Genomic DNA, 20,983 nt, shown 5'->3' on the forward strand with positions numbered 1-20,983 from the left:
AACCCGGAAGCTAAGGCCACCTGCGCCGATGGTACTGCACTCGACAGGGTGTGGGAGAGTAGGACACTGCCGGAACATCATTGCGAAAGGCCCTCAACCATTGGTTGGGGGCCTTTTTGCGTTCCAGAACCAGCACCGGATCGGCCAATCCTGGCTTCTCCCAACCTGTCTGGCTGTCTGGGGCTAGCCTGTGCGTGTGAGTGGAGAACTCCCGCCCAACGAGGGCGAGCCGAGGGCGCACGTTCATGGTCGTGCCAGCCTCGATGCCCAACATCGCAGCTCGCAGAACGAGTCGTACACGCGACAAGTGCGGTCCAGCACCAACTTCGGTGTGTGGCGGCGCGACGCCGAGGTGAGCCGCGAGGGTACGAAAGAGAAGCGCCGCACTGTGAGATTGATGGTGGCGGCCGGTTTCCTAGTAGCCGGGGCGGTCGGCGCCGCGCTCGTCTTCCTGGCATTCCAGCCCGACGCCAATGGTGGCGTCCCTGCCGCAAGCGCTCCCTCGACATCGGTCGTCCAACCGACCGCGGCGGCCGATGCCACCACACCGGTTCCGCCTACCGCAGCGAAACCGACTACGAAGACAACGATCTCGGTCCGCACGCCGACAGCGGTGCTGTCGCAACCGTGTCCCGCCGAGACGGTCTGCTGGTGGAGTATGCCCGACTTCAAGGACCTACTTCACTCGCTGCCGCACGGCGAAGTGCCGGCGATCAGTCCGGAGAACTGCTTGGAGCTGGGCGTAGCGAGCCACGGTCCGAGGGGCGCCGGATCTATCGTCAACGGCAGCAGTGTCCCGCAGACGTTCTGGGAGAACGGTGACTGCAGTGGACAATCGTTCGTCCTCGAACCAGGGGAACAACTGGCGAAGCTGCCGACCTTCCCCTTCTCCGTCAGCGGGTAGCAGCCGGACCCGGTCTGTGCTCAGGGATTAGGTTCGGCGGTGCGCAGGAGCTGTAGGAGACCGTGCACCGCGGCCTCCTGACCGGCCGACAGCGGGTCGGTGGCGAAGTGCATCAGCTCATTGCGTACGTCGCGGACCTGCTCGACCAGCTCCAGGACCTGACTTTGATCCAGTCGCCAGCCCAGCTTGCGCCAGCGAACCGGGTCTTGCAGTAGGTACACGTAACCGCCGAAAGTCAGGTGCGCCGCCTCGGTGATGTGGGCCCGCCTGTTCTTGGGAGCCGCGGCTTTGATGTCGTCGGGATCGAGATGATCGTTGGCGGCTCGGCGCAGCCTGTTCTCTGCTTCTTCGATGAGCACGAAAGGCTTTGCCAGCATGCCGAATTGGCGGGTGAGGTCCGACGCAGTGAGAATGCCGGTCACCCGCATGCGATCAGTGTTGCGCACGAAGACGAATCCGTTGTCGTAGATGGCGTCGATCTGGTCGAGCAGCGGAGCATCGTGGTCGACGACCACGGCGGGCACGGTTGCCTCGGCCAAGGTCGGATGGTCACCGGCGATATGGGCCCTGCCGATCGATTCCCACGTGACCGCGCCGTGGTACGTCCCGTCCCGGTCGATGACGGCCAGTTGCGAAAATTGATGACGCACCATGGTCGTCTTCGCCACGGTGAGGCTCACGTTCGAGGGCACGGACCTCAACGCGGCGGGTAGATCGCCCAACCGGCGGGTCATCGGTTCCGGATCGGAGACATTTTCGACCGCTCCGGGGTCGTGCGGCCAGATTTCAGCGTCCGCGGTGTGCGTTGCCGCGGTGTCGGGTTCGGTGTCGAGCGGGACGATGGCAACGACATCGCTGAGCGCGCCCTCGGTGAACGGTGGACGGGTGGTGAGCCCGTTCTCGGCGAGAGCGGATTTGATCACCTCGACCGCAGCAGCGGTGCGGCGCTCGAATTCCCAGTGCTCGAGCAAGCTGCGGGTGGTGAGCTGACGTGGGTTGCCTGCTGCGCGCGAACTCGCATCGGCGAGCAATTCGGCCGCGCCGGTGCCCGCTTCGTCACCGTCGAACCCGGGGTCTGTCCCGAAGTCCGCAAGGTGGGCGATGCGTGCCGCGGCATTGTGGCGATGGAGTCCGCACACGGTCAGCAGCGACCCGAGACTGGCCCGCAGATCAGGCCTGATCACTTCCCATCGCAGGTCGGTGCGCAGCCAGTCGACCTTTCTGACCTGGCGAAACTGCTCGGGTTCGGTTCCACGGAACTCGTATTTCCCGACAACTCGCCCGATCGCGACCAGCTCGGGCCGGAGCTTCAGCGGCATGACGACCAAGTCGCCGTTCGCGATATCGGTGTCGAATTTCCAGAGTTGGCCGGCCCAGTTGCCGACCACAGAGGGCGTGGCGAGCGGGTAGTTCTCGCGCAGTGCCGCTTTGAGTTCTTCCCAGGTTCGGTACCGGCTGAGGTCGCCCATTTCGTCCCAGCCGACGATGGCCAGCCCCTCGTCGAGCGCGCGTTGTTCACGTTGGCCGTCGCGGCCGGACCGGATGAGCCATGCGAGCGGATGGTCGTGCACAGTCCTGATCCTCCCAGTTCAGTCCGACAGGTAGGCGACCCAGAGATAGTCACGGGCGCGGCTGGTGGCGACGAGCAGCTGTCTGGCGAGCATCTCGGCTCGATCCCTGGCACCGCCGGACAGTGCATCGAGGTTCCTCGGCGGTTCCTCGGTGATGTGGAAGACCGCGGCGAAATCCATCCCCTTCGCGCGGCGCACCGTGCCGACCTTCACGGGCCCGACCTGCGAGCCGTCGTAGTTCTCCAATGAGACAGCCTTGAAGCCCGCCCGGCGCAGCACCCGCAGATATCGCGTGACCTCGCTCGGCCAGTTCACGATCACGGCGATCTCGGAACCCGGCGCCAGTTGTGCCTCGCGGAGGGCGCGGGGGAGTAGACCGTCGATATCGCGACGGGAGACGTGAACGTCGGCTGCCCGACCGTCCGGCAGAGTGGGATCGCTGTCACGAAGGATGATGCCGGCGCCTCCATCGAGATCATCGACGGTGTTGCCCGCCTCGATGCGTTGTGAATACCGCAGCACCGCTTCACGATTGCGGTAGTTCGTGCGCAGGACCCGGCCACGACCACCGGCGAGCGGGATCCCCGCCTCGGACAGGGTGCAGCCGCCGGCGTAGACCTGCTGCTGTCCGTCACCGACCAGGAGCAGTTGAGCGTCGGAACCGCCGCCCGCTATCTGGTGCACCAGCTGCAATTGCATGAGGGTGAAGTCTTGCACTTCGTCGACGACGACCATGGCGTACGCCTCGGTGCTGTCGAGCGGACGGGCTCGGAGTTCGTCGACGGCGAGTGAGATGACATCGTTGAAATCGTGGGCATGCCGCGCATCCAGGACTTCCTGGTACGGCTGGTACCAGTTCTCCCAGACGAATTCACGGCGGGTCGACCGCAGGCTGATCCCCTCGCGACCCACCCGTTGCACGCACTTGTACGACTCCAGGTCGGTGATCCTGCGGCCCTTGATCACCCGATCGATTTCGTCCTGCCAGTACCCGTGGTCGGTGCCCTCGACCCGGCCCAACACCCCTCTGGCACCTTGCCACGCTTTGGCGAATCCGGCGTGTATCGCTTTGTCGTCCAGATTGAATTGGACCTTGCGGCGGACCAGGAAAGCCTTCGCCCACGCATGCAGCCCAGTGAACTCGGCACGCTCGGCGGCGTGTGGCGCGAGCTGTGCGAAACCTCGCTCGTGGTAGGCGGGCAGACTCTTGACGAACGTCGTGAAGAGCAGTCGCCCAGGGTTGCGCTTGGCGAAATGCGCCATCCGGTGCAGCGCGACGACCGACTTTCCGGTGCCGGCCGGGCCGCTGAACCGGGCGGGACCGGTGAATGTGGTGTGGACGAGCGAGAGCTGATCGGGATCGAGGAACGTCATCCAGTCGCTGAACGGTCTGGCGAGCGCGGATGACCTCGCGTCGGCGCGGAGGTCATCCTGGTCGAACAGGCCACCGGCGTCGACAGTTTCGGCTTCTGGAGCGTCGTCAGCGCAGAGGTATCTGTGCGAAGGGAGCTTTTCCGCCGCGGTCGCCGCGAGCTCACTGACCCGCTCAGCGCGCATCCGCTTCTCACGACGCACCAGTGTGTCGACGAAATTGGACTCGTCGACCACGAGATAACGACCGTCTGCGGTAGCCCGCGAGCCGCGCGGCATGAGCAGCACGACATCGACGGAATGCGGTACGAACTGGGCGCCGCCGACAACCAACCTGGCGAACGTCCGCTCGGCATCGCCGCGGATCTTCAGGACATCGGCGGAGCTGGGCAGCGCGTCGGTGAAGACGAGTGCGAAAACCCCCGTGCGCCCCAGCGTGAACGCCGCGATCCGGTCGGGCATGGGCGAACCGCGGTCCACGAGCACATGCCAGCCGCGCACAGTGAGTAGCGCTGCGAGGAACCGTCGCTGATCCGGCGTCAACTGTCGCTGCTCGGCGAGTGTGCGCTCCGCCCACCGTGCAACCCGCTCGCGATGAATATTCGGCATCGATCCCCCTCCGGATACCTCAGCTCCGTACAGCGGGTGGAGCTGTAATGCGTTGAGTACCAACATAGTTGACTTCGCCCGAGATGGCATGCGGATCGGAGGGCCGAGCTCCGGGCTCGGCCACGGCCGCGGTCATGTAGTTGGCGCATTTCCTGCAGGGTGCCGCGCCGTGCAATGCTTTCCGGTTCGCTTCCATACGAGGAGATTTCATCCATGCAGCGTTATCTGGCGCCTATCGCCGTCTCGGCCGTTCTAGTCGGCGTAACCGGGTGTGGGAGCGCTGAGACGCCGACATCAGCCACCACCTCGGCCAGTGCCGCGCCGATATCAGGTCTCGGCACTGCCTTCGCGTTCACCGACGCGTCCAGTGGCGCGAAGGTCGGCACCATCACGTTCACCGAAGTGGCGCTCGCACCCGCGGAGTGCGTGACCGAGCTGCTGCCGGGGCGCGTCGCTTTGGCGGTTCGTGCCCAGATCGAGAGCATCGGCACCAGCCGGATGTCGCGACCCGACCAGTGGCTGCTCAGCACCGTGGACCGCGCCGGCATCACCCAGCGAACCGAGCACGCCATCCTCGCCGACGACTGTTTCGAGACGTACTCGTACAGTGCGTCTCCGAAGGCGGGAACCAAGGTCGAGGGCTGGTCGGTGGTGCAAGCGCTACCCGAAATGGTCGCGCTGCAGTTCGTTCCGCTGGTCCAGGATGAAAGCGCCCCGATGGACGCGCCGCGTTTCGTCACCCCGGCACCGGCGAATATCACGATCGCGCTCGCGGCGGCTCCGGCACCCGCCACCGTGACGACTCAGCCATCGGCCGCCGCTCCACCGACTTCCGCCGCCAGCACGCCGGAGTTCGTGCCCGAAAGCACCACCGCCGCAGTGACTACCATCAAACCCGCACCCAAGAAGGCGACTCCCGCAGTCGGCGTCCCCTGCACCCCGCCCGGTGACAATTACGCCACCGCCGATGACGGCAGCACTCTCAAATGCACCAAGGCGGGTGGGCCGAGCGCGAAATGGGTGCAATCGGCGCCGCTGCTCGGCACCCGCACTCCGGGAACTCCCTGTGAAGTGGGTTCGGGAGTAGCGACGTCGCCCGACGGTGAGGAAATGTTCTGTCTCGGCCAGGGGCCGGATAGCAACGTGTGGACCGTTTTGAATTGATGCTCGAGCCGGTGCTGCCGCGCCGATCAATCGGCTTGGTCCGTGCGGGGCATCACCTCGCTGTACTAGTCGAGGTCGATCTCCTCGCCGTGACGGTCTTCGTTCCGTTGTAGACATCACGGTCGATCTCGTTGTCGGCGTTGGCGACCAGCATCGCGACGAGGGCGGCGATATCGCAGTTGACGCATCAACCGTCTAGTGGCGAGAGTCGCTGTGCTGCAACGTATACCGAAGTCGTACCGGGCCGGTATATTCCGGAGCTACGGGGTGGATTTCGGGACGGACGGGGCGGGATGGGTAACACGGCGGAGAATCAGCTTGTCGTCGACATCGATGCCGACGGCATGGCGACAGTGCGCGTGTCGGGTGGCGACGGGCTCCCGGGGCGTGCGATGCCGCCGTTCGCGGTGAGATCGGTGATGACCGAGGCCGACGTCGAGGACCTGCGCTGGTATTTCGAGGACTACCTGAGCGCCCCTTTCGCGGTCTACGAGGATCGCGGCGCCGAGATCGCCGACCACCTGTCTCACTGGGGCACAGCGATGTTCGACTCGCTCTTCGGCGCGGGCCCGGCGATGGATGTCTATCGGCAGTTCCGTGCGTCGGGCAACGGCGGCGCGATCCTGATCCGCTCGACTTCGCCCCCATGGCTGAGTGTGCCGTGGGAGCTGATGTGGGACCCGGGCGACTCGGCGCCGCTGGTCCGTAATGGGATGACACTCGCGCGGACACCGCTGCTGACCGCCATCGAATCGCCGTTGGAGGTGGTCGTCGACCGCATCCGGGTACTCGTGGTGATCTCGCGGCCGTCCGGTCGGTCCGATGTCGGATATCGGATGATCGCTCGCGAAATGATCGACCGCCTCCAGCGCACGGGTGGCCCGATCGATCTGGTCGTCTTGCGTCCGCCGACCTTGGTCGCGTTGGGTGAGACATTGCGGACCGCGCGAGCGTCCGGGCGTCCGTTTCACGTAGTTCACTTCGATGGGCACGGCGTCTTCACCGCGGAGGGCAGCGGGGCACTGGTATTCGAACGACGGCGGGGAGGCGAGGATCGTGTTTCCGCCGAACGCGTCGCGGAGGTCCTCGGCGACGCGCAGGTGCCCTTGGTGGTGCTGAACGCGTGCCAATCGGGTGTCGTCGGGGAGCGTTTGGAGGCCGGCGTCGCCACACGGATCCTGAACGGCGGCGCTGACGCGGTGCTCGCCATGGCCTATTCGGTGTACGCGGTCGCGGCCGCGGAGTTCATGTCGGCCTTCTACGATCAGCTCTTCAGCGGGAGAACGTTCGGCGTCGCGGTACAGGCGGGGCGAGATCGTATGGCGAACCGGCCGAATCGTCCGAGCCCGAAAGGGCCACTGCCGCTGCGTGATTGGGCGGTTCCGGTGCACTACACGCGGCGCGACGTGCGTTTCCCCTCGCTCGTGTCGACCAGCTCGACCGATTCCCCGACAACGGGCGTAGATGACCAGCTGAGCGCGGCCGACGGGTTCATCGGGCGTGACGGCTACTTTTACGGCTTGGAATCGGCAGCGAGCTCCAAGTCGGTGATAGTCCTGCACGGGCAGGCGGGAACGGGCAAGACCGAACTAGCCAAAGGGTTCGCGCGGTGGTGGCAGCGCACCGGTGCGCTGGACCACCCGGACGGCGTGATCTGGTACTCCTTCGACCCGGGGGTATCGTCGCGACAGCTCGACAGTCTGGTGGCGGCAATCGGATTCGCCATGGACGGTACCGAGTTCATCGCACTCGACCAGAGCGCGCGCCGTGCGTCGGTGCGCGATCGCCTGCGCTCCCAACGGCTGCTGGTGGTACTCGACAACTTCGAGACCGTCGCGGCAATGCCAGATCGGGCGGGAACGACGCCCGCCCTGAGTGACGTTGAACGCACCGAACTGCGCGAGTTCCTCGATGACCTCTCCCACGAGACGCGGTCGGTGGTTCTCGTAACCAGTCGCAATCCGGAACTGTGGCTCGGTGCGAACGTCGGTCGAATCGCCGTTCACGGGCTATCCGGTGCGGAATCCCAGCAGTACAGCGACCATCTACTCCACGACAAGCCCCATGCTGTCGCACGACGTGCCCACCGCGAATACGCCGAGCTGACCACGTGGCTCGACGGTCACCCACTCGCCATGCGGCTGACGTTGCCGCACCTGCAAGAGCGCGAACCCGCCGAACTCTTGGCCGAACTTCGTTCCTTCGGAACACATTCGATCCGAGCCGACGACGGATGGCTGGACACGCTCACCGCCGGCCTGCGATATTCGCTGGCCCATCTGAGCGAGGCGGACCGGCGATTGCTGCTGCCGCTCAGCTTGTTTCACGGTTCGACAGAAGCCGCGGTGCTCGCTGAGCTTTCCGGCCGCGATGAGGCGCCGCCAATATTTCATGGTCTCGACCGAGCGCAGTGGGACAACGCGCTGAACAGTGCCACTGCGGTGGGGTTGCTCAGCGCGACCACGGAATCGACGTATCGACTACATCCGGCGTTGCCTCTGGCATTGGCGGCGCAATGGCGAGCCGAACTACCGCAGAGCTACCACTCCGACCAGAAAGCAACCCAATCGGCGCTGCTCGCGGTATTCGTCGACCGCGCGACAGGCCTCCATCAGCAACTCATTGGAGGCGACGCCGTCGCTGCCCTCCGGGTCGTCGATCGACACGCCCGAATGTTCAGTAGCCTGCTCGGCTATGCGATCGACCAACAGTTCTGGGCGCAGGCACACGAATTGGTGCGGCCGCTATCGGCCTATTGGGCTAGCCGTGGGCTCGTCCAAGAGGCGGGTGCCTGGGTCGGTCGCGTTCGGCATCTGTCGATCGAGGGCACCGAATCGCCGACCGCGGAGGCCCTTTCGCTGTGGCTGTACATCGTCAGTGCCCACGCCAATCGCCTGATCGAGGCAGGTCACCACCAGGAGGCCGAAGTCCTCTATGCCGAAATGCGGCAGACGTTGGACTCGCGGCCGACACCGGAACACTCCGCGTATCTCATCACTATCGACTACCAGCTGGGACGATTGGCGCAGGACCGCGGAGACTACGACGATGCTGTCGTCCGGTTCGAACGGACAATCATCGCGGCGGAGGCGAACGGCAATCAGCACCAACTCGCAATCAGTTCCCACCAGCTGGGCAATATCGCGCTGATGCGCCGTGACCTCGCCGGTGCGCACAAGCGCTACAGTCGCGCGCTGTCCCTCTTCGACAAGCTCGGTGACCAGGCTTCGGTTGTCGGCACGCTCTACCAACTCGCCGCCGTATCGCTGGAAGCCGGCGCACTCGACCAGGCGGAGTCGCAATACAATACGGCGCTGAGTTTCGTGGCGGCCCAAGATGATCAGCCGCGATTGGCTGCCATCTACCACCAGTTGGCCTTGGTTGCCGACCATCGTGGCCAACTCGCGCTGGCCGAGGAGCGGTGCAGAGCGTCTCTGGTCATCAAGGAGCGTCTGCATGATGAGCCCGGCTGCATGGTCACTTACCAGATGCTCGGCGTCATCACCTATCGCAACGGTGACTTGGCCGCAGCCGAGCGGTGGTCATCGCGGTCGCTCGAGCTGGCCGAACTCACCGGCAATGCGCGAATGGCGGCAGATTGTCATCACCATCTGGCGATAATCGCGTTCGGCCGTCAGGATTTCGATGCCGCGGCGGAATTGCTCCAGAAGTCCTTGCGGCAGGAGCAGGCATGGGGAGACCGAGCGCGCCTGGCTGAAACCTACAGCTTGCTCGCCTTTTGCTCGGATAGCACCGCCGCGCTGGAGTGGGCGATTCGCGGGGAGGTCCTACTCTCGGAGCTTCCCCCGACGCCGAATTCCGAGGTGCAGCTGCGTGCTGTTCATCAGCGACTCGCCCAATTGTCGGCGGTGCACGGAAGGGTGAATGTCGGACGCGTGTGGCTCCGTGTCACCGGAGCAGGTGTGCCGCGGCGCATCGGAATCGGCCGTTGATGCCGGACGACCTCGAGAAGGTGGAAATGAACGACTTTGTCACACAGTCAGCGACGGAGCGGACCGCGCGTGCCGTGGCGACGAGGCTGTCGACCGATCACGGTCCGGAACTGCTTGTCGATGTCGAGAAGGCATTGCGCGCGGGCGACAATTCCGCCGCGCCCGACCAATTCCTGGATCCGATCTCGCTCGGTTCCCTCATCGTCAGTGTGGCCAGTCTCGGCTGGGCCGTATACGCCGACCTGCGCCGCCACACTCCGGAGCCACCGCGCCAAGAGCTCGTCCAACGAATTCGCCTCGAACTCGTAGACCCTGGTGAATCATTGTCGACAGACGAAGGCCAGGTCATCGACGCCGTGGTCGAGAATATCCTCGATGAAGGGTCAGCGGATTGACGGGTGTAGACGATGCGGCCTTGAATATTGCCGCGGCATCGACCGCCACCGAGTCGCTCGGACCGGGTTTTCGGGCGGTGATCTGGGTGCAGGGATGTCCGCTGAACTGTCGTGGTTGTGTTGCGCCGGAATGGATTCCGATCCAGCCGCAGCGGCTGGTGTCACCGGCTGACTTGGCCACCGAGCTGTTGGCGGGCCCTGCGGTCGACGGTCTGACGCTCAGCGGCGGTGAACCGATGTTGCAGGCTCGGGCGCTGGCCGAACTCGTGCGTCGGGTTCGACTCGAGACAGCGGTCACGGTCATCTGCTTCACGGGCTTCACGCTCGCCCGATTGCGGTCGGCTCCACCCGGGCCCGGTGTGGACGAGTTGCTTTCCGAGATCGATGTTTTGGTCGACGGACCATATGTCGCGGCGCGTGATGACGGCCGTGGCTTGCGTGGTAGCACGAACCAGGTCGTGCATCATCTGACCGACGAGCTTCGGGACTGCGGCTACGACTTCGAGCATCGAGTCCGGTCGGCCGAATTGCACGTCGACGAGCGTTCGGTGACGTTGGTCGGAATTCCGCCGCACGGGCTCTTGGCGACACTCGATTCGGTGCTCGGTGACCGTCCTGAGTCTTTCGACGACCGGGATCCGGAACAGCTCGATCGCTGAACTCGGATGAGTTGACTTGCCCGACTTAATGTTTCGGACAAGTGACCGACTGCGCTCATCGGGACAACGCGGCGGTGATCCGTATACTTGCCTACGCAGTTGGCGTTCAGCAACGGACGTCGATGATCGCGCGGGTGGGCAGACGATCGTGAATGGGCGGCGCCGTGAGTGGTAGAAAACAGATATATGTCGATGAAGCGGCATGGAATCGTTTGCAGGCCGACGCGAGCAAGCTCGCTCAGGTCAACCGCGATCTACCCGGACTGCTGCGGCAGGTTCGTGATCAAACCGAACAGAGTATCGCCAATTCGGTGGCCGCGATGAACGCCAGGCACGCCGGATTCGAAGCGGCGCTGGCGAATCTGAGCGAGGGCGCCAGACAAGCTGAGGCGCGCGCCGAGCAACGCCTGCACGCGACCTCGCAGCAGATCATGGGTGAGTTGCAGGCCCAGCAGACTCGCCTGCGCTCGGAAAGCGCCAAAGCCCTCCAGGCTCAGCGCGAACAGATCGAGCGCGCGTTGGATGCTGAGCGCGCCGAGCGCAGGTCCCAGTACGCGGACCTCGACCGTCGGGTCGGTCAGTTGCAGGACGACCACGGACGAGCGGCCGAATTGCTGAAGTCGCACCTCTCGGATGCCGCGGTGCTGAGGACCGAAGTGCTGAAGTTCCCGCACGAGCGGTATTGCCCGGGCAAGTTGGCGGCGCTGGACAGCGAGACCACCGCGCTCCGGACCGATATCGCCGAGGGTGCCCCCGCCGCGTTCCTGCTCGACTCCGCGCGTCGGGCCAGCCGTGAGATGAGCGCGCTGCGTACGCAATTGGTCGCACTCGACGCGCAGTGGCAAGCCTGCCGCTACGTCGCCGAACGCGGTCTGGTGCAGCTGCGAGCGGTGATCGGCGCGAACAAGACCATCGATGTGGGGGAGTCGTTCCGGGCCGAGGCGCCGGTCGAGGCCCCCGATGTGGATTTCTGGTCCGAAGGCGCGCTCGCCCAGCTCACTGCCGAGGTCGACGCGTTGCTCGTCCGCGTGCGCGACGATGACAACCCGCTCGGCACCGAGGAGCTGGAATCGCTCGTGGCGCAGCGGATTCCCGAGCTGGACGGGCAGTTGGACGCCACCGTCGCACGGGCCGTGACCGCCTTGCGTGCGTCCCAGCTGCGGGCGAATCTGGCCGGTCTGATCTCCCAGGCACTCGAAGACCAATTCCAGTACCAGGTCATCGACGACGCGAGCGTGGGCTACGTCGCGGGCGACCAACGTGCCGCGTTCATGGCCAAGACGGTCAACAGGGTCGGCTCCAGCGAGATCGTCATCGAGATCACCCCGGGTCCGCAACCCGAATCAGCGCCGACGGTGGAGTTGCACACCTTCGACGGTGACCTCGCGGTGGAAGAACATCGAGCCAGAATCGAATCGATCCACCACAGTGTGAACGACCTGACGGGCATCGACTTGCGGTCGGAAACCACAGCGGCCGAACCGGATCCGGGTAGGCGCGATGTCGCGGATCTGGTGAAGCGGCGGCGTGCCGAAGCCAGACCGGCCTGAGCTGTCGGCGGGTGTCTACGAGCAAACGAGCTTTCACGGTCGGCGGGAACGGGCCGGATCTTCCGACGCCCATGGCGGTATCCGAACGCCTGACCGGTGCGCAACGTCCACTCGAGGGCGAGCCGTTCTGGATCGTCCACGGGCCCGGGATCGACGATTTCGTCGTCGGGGCCGACCTGTGTCCGCGTCCGGTCGAGGAAATGCTGTGGGAGATCCTGTCGGCCGCGGGGTTCGAGCAGATCGTTTTCAGCACCTTTCGCAGAACCGTCTACTTTCGGGACGCGGTGTCGCGGGCACTCACCCGTGAGGAGCCGGTCGAGACCGCGGCGCCGCGGGCAACCAGCGGTTTCGCAGGTCCGCTCGGCACCATGATGCTGTTGGAGCGGCCGACGTCGACCCCACGGCGAGCACCTGGGTCCGACCGCCCACAGCCGACCGCCGACGACCCGCACCAACTGATGACGTTGGACGGGCTGATGCGCAACGCGTCGACCCGGACCGCGGTGGTGATCCCCGGTGCGGAGACGTGGTTGCCGGGAATCGCACCGAATACGCGCCGATCCGCACCGGAGATGTTGCGTCGCTGGAGCAGCGCGAGTCACCCCGCGCCCGGCAACGTGTGCGTCCTGTTGTTCGCCCAGAGCGACTTCACCGCGATCACCGACATGATGCGCGAGACGGGGTATCTCCAGCAATTGGTGTACCGGTTCGAGGAGATACACGCGCACCGTTCGGCCTCGGTGATCAGCACCGTGGGATTCGCCGACGAGCGCGAACTGGGCCGCCTCGTCCAGTACGTGCGGCTGACGGCGGGCTTGCAGATCGCGGACTGGACGGAGCTGGGTCAGATCCTGCGGGTGATGGCCGCTCAACGTCACTCTGTTCGGACCTGGCGGCAGAAGTTGATCCGATTGGCGCAGGAGGGTATCGAATTGACCAGCGAGGCACTCGATGTGGATGCGAGCCGAGTTCCGGCCGCCCGCGATATCTGGCAAACCCTCGATGCCATGGTGGGAATGCGCTCGGTCAAAGAATATCTGGAGGGACATCGCGACGCGCTCGGCAACGCGGCCGTCCTGCGAGCCGCCGGTCGCGGTAACGATGAGGAACCCATGGTGTTGCACCTGGTCTTCAGCGGGGGACCGGGAACCGGCAAGACCGTCGTCGCACGCCTGATCGGTGAGCTGTATCGAGACATGGGTTTGCTCAGTCGCGGCCATATCGTGGAAGTCGCTGTCGAGGAATTGGTCTCGCCCTATATCAACGACTCGGCCGAGCGCACGGGTGCGGCGGTCCGTCGAGCACTCGGCGGAGTGCTGTTCATCGACGAGGCATATCAACTGCGCGGCGATCACGGCACCCAAGCGATCGACCGCCTGGTGGCCGAGTTGGAGAACCATCGCGACGACCTGGCCGTGATCATCGCGGGATACCCGGACCGCATGACCGAGCTTCTCGCGACGAATCCGGGCCTGTCCAGCCGATTCCCGGACGACAACCGCATCGCTTTCCCCGACTTCGCGCCCGATGAATTGCACACGATTCTGGTGCAGCGGTTGGAGACCGGGATCGGCCTGACCTGCACACCGGAATTGGTCGACGCCCTGGAGACGCTGACCTTCAACCTCCATCGCACGCGGAGGGAGTCTTTCGGCAACGCGCGCGATATGCGGGAACTCGCGGCGTCGATCCGGCGGAACTGGGCTAAACGGACCAATCCGATCGATCCGGAGAACATCCCTCCTGCCACGGTCGACGACATCCCGGCAGGCAAGCGCCGGTACCTGGCCGAGGCCGCTCCGATCGAACAGGTGCTCGCCGAATTGGCGCCGATGATCGGGTTGGCGAGCGTCAAAACCGCTATCCGGGAACTGGCTTCGGTTCTCCAGCTGCGCCGGGACCAACCGCATCGCACCTCGCCCGTCGCCGCACCGCACATGCTGTTCCTCGGGTCACCGGGCACCGGCAAGACGACCGTGGCCAGTTTGGTCGGACGGGCTCTCGTCGCGCTCGGGTTGCTGGTCAAGGGTGATGTGGTCGCGGTGACCGCGACCGACCTGATCGCCGGATACGTCGGGCAGACCGGGACGAAGACCCGCGAAGTCATCGAGTCGGCGTTGGACGGGGTGCTGTTCATCGACGAGGCGTACGCCCTCGTCGGGCATGGTTCGAACGATTTCGGCCGAGATTCGGTGGCCGAGTTGATCAAATGGATGGAGGCCTATCGCGGCAGGCTCGTCGTGATCGCCGCGGGCTATCAAGGCCCGATGGAGGAGTTCCTCCGGACGAATCCCGGATTGAGCTCACGGTTCAGCGAGCGGCTCGAGTTCGCCGACTACTCGCGTTCGGAGCTGGAACAGATCTTCGAAGCCATGGCGCGCGACGAGGGCTACGACATCGCCGACGGGGTGCTGGCGCGGGCGGGTGATCGGCTCGAGAATCGTCGCATCGCCGAAGGGGTGCACTTCGGGAACGGCCGAACGGTGCGGAATCTGTTCGACAAGGTGGAACGCCGCGTCGCGAGCCGGGTCGCGGCGTTGCCCGCCGAGCAGCGAGCCGCGAACAGCACCCTGATCCTGCCCGTCGACGTCGTGGAGCTGCAGCGGTGACGAATACGGTGAAGTCCATCGCGGTGCGTTGCCCGGTGTGCCGGGGCTCGGGCGCGGACGTGCCGACCTGTCAGGGTTGTGGCTGGCGGATGTCGGCGGGTCCGTGGTTGGGCGGTATCACCGAGGATCGGCGGCGCCGGTTCGACGAGGACCTGGCGACGGCGGCTCGACGTTTCGATCTGGCCGCCGCCGCGCGCGGAGCCGGCTTCCCGGTCGCGGGAGACGATGCGCTGCTTGCCGAGCTGGTCGGGTTCGTTCGTGGGGGTGCGCCGACGATCGATGAGATGCACGCCGCGCGAACACGTTCGGGGCCGGTCGCGACCAAGCCGGTGTGGGATGTCCTCGGGCCCGCGCTCGGCTGGTTGGCCGAGGCGCCGAGCGGTGCGCGCACTCTCACGGTGGTCGACGTGTCGGCCACCGGTCTTCACGTCGTCGCGGTGCGGACCGACGGCGTCGGCGCGCTTGCCTTCGCGGGGCGATCCCGTCAGATCCCTTGGACCGCATTGTTTCCGATGTTGCCGTCATCGGCAGGGGAGGCCCTGTTCCTGTTGGCCGGTGGTATCGGTGTGGGGCAGGTCGCGGTGGAGCTCGATCTCGATGCGGCACGTCAACTGCTACCGCTTGCGGGCGACGGTTCGCGAATTGTGGTGCTGCAACGCCTGTTCGGGTGGCCGGGTGTGGACGCGGTGGTCGCCCTCCTGCCGACCGCCCACCGCGTTGATGGCGAACCGATCGGCGACGAATTCCTCCGCCGAGGCTCGGCGTACCTGCCCTTGCCTGCCGCCTATCGACTGTTCCTCGTGGATGTCGATGACGCGGGCGAGACGGGTTTCGTCCTGCTCCGACTGTTCTCCGAGGGTGCTGTCGCTGTCGAAACCCGGCCGGTCACTCAGTCACTCACGCTGCCGGTCGGCGCCAGCGAGATCGTCGTCGCCGTCGTTGCCGATGAATTCGACCTGCCGCTCGAGCAGCGCACGCTGCTCAGCATCAGCCGCTGTGGGGGCCCCGGGCGCCACGAGTTGACCGCCGAGTTCGTTCTGGAGAGCCCCGGCGTCGTCACGGTGAACATGGCTTCGGCTGTGCATCGGGAGGAGGTGGCGGCGAGCGAGTGGCCGACCTTGCTCGCGACGATCCCGGCGAGATACGAACCATCGAAGGCATCGGCCGATGTCGTGTTCGCGGTCGAACTGGCAGGCAGCGAATCGACGGTCGATCGCCGGTGCGCGCTGATCACGGAGGTAATCGCCGAAACCATGGCGCGGCACCCGAATCCGTCGGGGGTCAGGGTCGCGGTACTCGGTTATCGCGAGCACCTGAGCAGGCGGCGCGAGCAGGTCATCCATCGGCGAGGGTTCACCGCGCTGCACGACGCGGGGGATATAGCCGAGGGACTGCCGATGTCGAAGATCATCGAGCCGGATGTCGCGCCCTTGGAGGATGCGCTGGCATCGGCGACCAAACTTCCGTGGGCGCCGAACGGTAGTCGATCGCTGCTGGTCATCGGGAGTCGAGCACCCTACGTCGACCCGCTCGGCAGCTGTCCGAACGACTTCGACTGGGAACAGAGTCTCAGGCGGTTGCGCAGCGCCGACGTGCGAGTGCACGCGGTATGGGACCCACCCGCGTCGCTGGCCCCGAACAGCCGGTTCGGAGTCAAGGTCGAGCGGTTGTGGAAACAGCTCGGCCGACCACGAGGCCCCCGCCGGCTCGACGCGGTGACGGCGCGCGACATCGTCGGTGACTTCTTTCCCCGAGTCGCTGAACGTGTTGTCCCACTGAACTTTCCGATCAAGGCTACGCAGAAGATGCAGGAGATCGACCGATGACAGGTCCCGACCCGTACACGCCGCCGCCGCCCTCGCAGATCCGGCTCGGCCTCTGGGGTCCGCCCGGTAGCGGCAAGACGACCTATCTGGCCGCGCTGAATCTGGCCGCGTTGCGCAGCAAACTCCCCGGGAACTGGACGATGAACGGTGCCGACCCGACGGCAAGTGAGTTCATCACCGAGTCGACGAAGCAACTGGTCGAGCTGAAGACCTTCCCGGCGGCGACCGAACGGCACCGCAGCATGATGTTCAAGTTCACCGGTGAGCGCGCGGTCGCCGCGCCGCCTGCGCCGAAACCGACGTGGCGGTTCCGGGGCGTTCCGGCACCGGTGCAGGTGCCGTCGGTGGAGCGCGATCAGTTCTATCTCGATGTGCTCGACGTACCCGGCGTCGACTTCGAACACGAATCGCGCACCGACCGGCTCGATGACGACCTACTCGATCTCGAGTACTCCGACGACGGTCCGATCGATGCGATCGACTCCGCCGATGAATACGACGCGCCGGGTGGCAACCGCGAGAAGTTGCTCGATCACCTGCAGCAATGCCAGGGCATCGTCTACCTCTTCGACCCCGACCGTGATGCGCGACAGGGCGATTCGTTCTCGTATTTCCACCCGGTACTGGAACAGCTGGCGGCGAGGGTGATGGAGAGCTCCTACACGGGATCGCGCCTGCCGCATCGGGTCGCGGTCTGCATCACCAAGTTCGACGACCCGACCGTGTACAAAGCGGCCTATGTCGGTGGCTTCTCCAGCCGCGACGCCAACCCGCCGTTCGCGCCCGTCGTTCGCAACGGTCAGGCACGGGAGTTCTTCCATCGGCTGTGCCGCAGCAACCACAGCAATGCCGACCTCGTCTACGAGGGGCTGACCAAGTACTTCGACGACAAGAACATCGAGTTCTTCGTGACGTCGGCTGTCGGATTTCACGCGCCCGACGGTTTGTTCCGATCGCAGGACCCCTTCAACGTGAAGCGTGATCCGGTCGACGGGCGCGCCCGGATCCGGGGCAAGGTTCATCCGATCAACGTTCTGGAACCGCTGATCTGGTTGCACGAGAGTCTGCGGGATCCGCGATGACGACCAGCCTGTCGGCAGGCTGGGCGGTGGTGAGCAAACAGCCGGGCACGCACAGCGATTACGCGATCCTTGCCTCGAGTCGCGGCCCGTGCCCGCCCGCCCATGTGAAGCAACACGTGCTGGCCCGCAGTCCGGGTAACTCCCCGTTGGCCAGTGAGAGTGGGCCGGCGGGACTGCCCTGGGTGTGGTTCATGCCGGTGAAAGGTGACGACGGTGATCGGTACCTCGGGACCGTGATCCGCAAGTGGACCGATAACGTGGACGCCACCAACCGGCCCATCGCGACCAACCTTTTCGTATACGTGCCGGTCGAGCCGTTGCTCGCCAGCGGCTGCGGGTTGGCTGACCTGTACACCGCGGTTCGCGATGCGTCGTTGGCGCCCGATGGAGCGGACCCGTGCGCGAGCGCGCGACTCGACCTGCGACTGCAGGCGTCGCGCGGCCGAGACGCGAATCCCGATCTCGACGCGGCGGCACTGCTCGCCGCAGCCGCGGTACTCGACGGTCCGGTGAAGCTACGAGGTGGTCCGTCAGACCTGCTCGCCAGGTTGACGGTGTTGGACTCGATCGCGCAGCTCCTGCCCGCGGGCGCCCGGGTTTGGCTGTCGGCCGCGGCCTGGTCGGACGCCACCGCCGACCCCGCTCCGCGACTGGCATTCGCGCGCGGTGGCAGGTCCGGCGACGCGGTGATCGACCTGCGCACCGGTGCGATCGAGGGACGCGCGTTGAGCCCGACCGCCGCGGAATACCGCCGGACACTGGTCCACCTGCGGGACGTGCGTGGTGGTGCCGAGGCGGTGGCACAGCATCTGAGCAGGCAGACGGCGACAAGGGAACGATCCGCGAACGCCGCGCTGGTCGCGCTGAACGATATGGACCTCAAGCGCATCGTGCTCGACGGTGCGCGAGCGGGCTCCGCGCGCGTAGCCGACATTCGCAGGTTCGGGCTCGTCGGCTTGCACGAATACAACCACGACGAACTCTCGGTAGTGATCGGCGCGTACGGGCGGATCGCGACACTCGCCGACCTGGTTCTCGATACGCCGATATTGAGCAGTCTGTGGCGCTACGCCGACACCGAGATCGTCGCGGCGATGGCGCGCGGGCTGTGCGCGGCCCCGACGGCGGAATCGGTCCGGCGGTTGGCCGCGTTGGCGGTGGAATGTGCTTGCCATCGTCTCCTCGTCGATGCCTTGTCGGATGCGCAGAAGTCTGATCCGGGTGCGCTGACCAGCTCCGAGGTCGTCGACGAGATCATTGAGTTGGCAGGCGATCCGGTTATGCAGGGTGCGCTGGCACCGTTCATCGTCGATGCGGCGTCGGTGGCGGTCGAGGTCGCTCGACAGGTCTACATCGTCGGCACGCCGCATTTGGTGGGCCTGGCAGGGCAGTTGGACTCGGCCACCTCTGCGGATTCGGTCTGGCTTCAGGTCAGTAACCCGTTGCGGCGGACCCTGTTCGACGGGGTCCTCGCGCCGACCGACCTCGACATGTTGTGGAACTTCGGGCCCGAACTCGTCGGTGAGGCTCTCGACATCGTGGGGCGAAAGCATCCTGCGCAGTTGCCCAGAGCGCTCGACTCGGCCCTGCCGATCTTGATGCGAGCCGCAGGCCGGGCGCTGCCGGCGAAACTGCTTGTCTCGCTGGGTGATCTGGAGACTTCCGAGCCGAGGCTACAGGCGGCGGTGGACCTCGTCCTCTATCGGCAAGGACAGGCACCGCGACGTTCGCTCTCCGTCGGCAGCGACTATCGGCGCGAGTTGATCGCGGTCGCAGAGCAGGCCGCGCTGGCCGAGTCTGCGCGCGAGCATTTCATCCACTGGGTGGTCGAGCGGCTCGACGTGGGATGGACCGGAGCGGGTGCTTCGCCGGTACTCGACACACTGTGGCGCCTGACCCATCCCCAGGGCGTCTATCCGGCGGGTGCTGATCGAGTCGCGCGCGCCATCGCCGTCGATATCGGCAAAGTCGGCTTCCATGTGCTCGCCGAACCCGCGATCGACCAGTGGCTGGAATTACTCGAAAGGGACGAACGGATCGGTGGTCAAGTAATGCTGCAGAGGATACGGTCGCTGTCCACACCGCAATCGGTGTTCGAACTGGCAGTCCTTCTCGTGAAGGCCAGGCTCCAGCGGATTCACGACAAGGATCTGGTTCTTGCGTTGCAGACCGCAGGCTGGTTCCAGCGGCAACCCGCGGTGATACTCGATCTGGCGACCCGGGTGACCGCTGAACACGTTCGCAATCGAGTGGAGGAACCGGACTCGTTCGGGGAAACGCTCATCGAGGTTTGGCTCGGTCCGGCCGGCAGACCGGGGAACCGGGAAGGCCTGGCGGAGATGGCGGAGATGGCACAGGCTCAACTCGAGCTCTCGAAGCGGGTCGCGAAGATGTTGGAACCGCACACGAGCGGCCCGGGCTGGGCGGCGCGAACTGTCGGTAAGGTTGTCAAGCTTCGGAGCAAGGACGAGCATGGGTGACCGTGTCGCACCCATCGGAGTCGACATCGGCACGGTGCGCACGAAAATCGCGCTCGGCCCGACGGTAGCACCGTGGGGCGGCCCGACGCCGTCCGCATTGTGGCGTGAGGACCACGTCGACGCTCACACGCTGCGCACCGTCATCACCACGGCCCGATCAGCGACAGCGCATCAGCCCGCGCGATCCGAGCTCGTGGTCGCAGTACCGGACCAGTGGATGGTCCGCGGCGACGACGAGCCGCTCGTCGCCGTCGCCGCCACACCGCAGGCCGAGCGGCTGATCGCGGCACTGGAAGCCGAATTCGGTGCCGTGCGAACGGTTTCGCGGTCGGCCTGCCTTGCCGCCTCTGTAGAGGACTACTCCGACGGTGTCGGGCTGGTCTGCGATGTCGGGGCGCGAACCGTCGACGCGGCCGCCTTCGTTCGGGACGGCGGCACAGTGCGCGTGTTCGAGGTCGAGTCAGCGGTGATCGGCGATGTCGAACCCACCGCCTTGATGCTCGACTTGCCGAGTAGCCGGCAAGTCGCCGCACTCCACGAGGAGCGGGCCGAAAGGCGCTGGCGCGCAACGCGAGTGCTCGACCGGGCGGCGCAGTTCCCGGCCTATCGAAACACCCCAGTCTACCTGCCGGGTGCGCACGGCGGCTCGATCGATGCGGCAAGGGTCACCGCCGCATTGCGGCCCGTCGCGGAGGTGGCCGCCGAGGTGGTCACTCGACTGCTCGACCGGATCTCGGTACCGAGCCCGGCCGAACTGATCGTGACCGGTGGAAATGCCCTCGGCCCAGTCGTTGTCGCGCTGCGCTCGGT

At 65.7% G+C, this 20,983-nt stretch carries 13 protein-coding genes; 11 read left to right on the plus strand and 2 right to left on the minus strand.

Features of this window, described 5'->3' with window-relative positions; all coding sequences use genetic code 11:
* The first annotated feature begins 196 nt into the window (after window positions 1-196).
* The gene (locus ACFWPK_RS33790; RefSeq protein WP_378922820.1) at window positions 197-904 is read left to right on the plus strand and encodes a hypothetical protein; all 708 of its coding nucleotides are present in this window, start codon (window positions 197-199) and stop codon (window positions 902-904) included.
* Window positions 905-924: 20 nt separating this feature from the next.
* On the opposite strand, the gene ACFWPK_RS33795 is transcribed toward ACFWPK_RS33790, so the two are convergent.
* Window positions 925-2,475: a CBS domain-containing protein gene (locus ACFWPK_RS33795; protein WP_378922821.1), complete on the minus strand. Its 1,551-nt coding sequence runs from the start codon at window positions 2,473-2,475 to the stop codon at window positions 925-927.
* A gap of 18 nt (window positions 2,476-2,493) precedes the next feature.
* Window positions 2,494-4,455, minus strand: coding sequence for a UvrD-helicase domain-containing protein (locus ACFWPK_RS33800; protein WP_378922823.1), 1,962 nt, complete (start codon window positions 4,453-4,455; stop codon window positions 2,494-2,496).
* 213 nt (window positions 4,456-4,668) lie between these two features.
* Between ACFWPK_RS33800 and ACFWPK_RS33805 the strand changes: the two genes are divergently transcribed.
* From ACFWPK_RS33805 to ACFWPK_RS33850, 10 genes are all read left to right on the plus strand, one after another.
* Complete coding sequence (locus tag ACFWPK_RS33805) at window positions 4,669-5,619, plus strand: hypothetical protein (protein ID WP_378922825.1); 951 nt, start codon at window positions 4,669-4,671, stop codon at window positions 5,617-5,619.
* Between the two features lie 293 nt (window positions 5,620-5,912).
* Window positions 5,913-9,572: a CHAT domain-containing protein gene (locus ACFWPK_RS33810; RefSeq protein ID WP_378922826.1), complete on the plus strand. Its 3,660-nt coding sequence runs from the start codon at window positions 5,913-5,915 to the stop codon at window positions 9,570-9,572.
* A gap of 26 nt (window positions 9,573-9,598) precedes the next feature.
* Window positions 9,599-9,967, plus strand: coding sequence for a hypothetical protein (locus ACFWPK_RS33815; protein WP_378922828.1), 369 nt, complete (start codon window positions 9,599-9,601; stop codon window positions 9,965-9,967).
* 20 nt (window positions 9,968-9,987) lie between these two features.
* Window positions 9,988-10,626, plus strand: a complete 639-nt coding sequence (locus ACFWPK_RS33820; protein WP_378922830.1) for a 4Fe-4S single cluster domain-containing protein — start codon at window positions 9,988-9,990, stop codon at window positions 10,624-10,626.
* Window positions 10,627-10,790: 164 nt separating this feature from the next.
* Complete coding sequence (locus ACFWPK_RS33825) at window positions 10,791-12,176, plus strand: hypothetical protein (protein ID WP_378922832.1); 1,386 nt, start codon at window positions 10,791-10,793, stop codon at window positions 12,174-12,176.
* Between the two features lie 71 nt (window positions 12,177-12,247).
* The gene (locus tag ACFWPK_RS33830) at window positions 12,248-14,785 is read left to right on the plus strand and encodes an AAA family ATPase (protein WP_378922834.1); all 2,538 of its coding nucleotides are present in this window, start codon (window positions 12,248-12,250) and stop codon (window positions 14,783-14,785) included.
* Window positions 14,782-16,611, plus strand: coding sequence for a hypothetical protein (locus ACFWPK_RS33835; protein WP_378922835.1), 1,830 nt, complete (start codon window positions 14,782-14,784; stop codon window positions 16,609-16,611). The genes ACFWPK_RS33830 and ACFWPK_RS33835 overlap by 4 nt, the downstream gene beginning before the upstream one ends.
* A complete protein-coding gene (locus tag ACFWPK_RS33840) occupies window positions 16,608-17,693 on the plus strand; it encodes a hypothetical protein (RefSeq protein WP_378922837.1) in 1,086 nt (361 codons plus the stop codon). The genes ACFWPK_RS33835 and ACFWPK_RS33840 overlap by 4 nt, the downstream gene beginning before the upstream one ends.
* Window positions 17,690-20,173, plus strand: coding sequence for a hypothetical protein (locus tag ACFWPK_RS33845; RefSeq protein WP_378922838.1), 2,484 nt, complete (start codon window positions 17,690-17,692; stop codon window positions 20,171-20,173). Before ACFWPK_RS33840 ends, ACFWPK_RS33845 begins: the two co-directional genes overlap by 4 nt.
* The coding region (locus tag ACFWPK_RS33850) for a hypothetical protein (protein WP_378922840.1) at window positions 20,166-20,983 on the plus strand (818 nt) is incomplete at its 3' end. The genes ACFWPK_RS33845 and ACFWPK_RS33850, both read left to right, overlap by 8 nt.

The organism is Nocardia sp. NPDC058519 (genome assembly GCF_042719755.1).
Taxonomy (GTDB): Bacteria; Actinomycetota; Actinomycetes; order Mycobacteriales; family Mycobacteriaceae; genus Nocardia.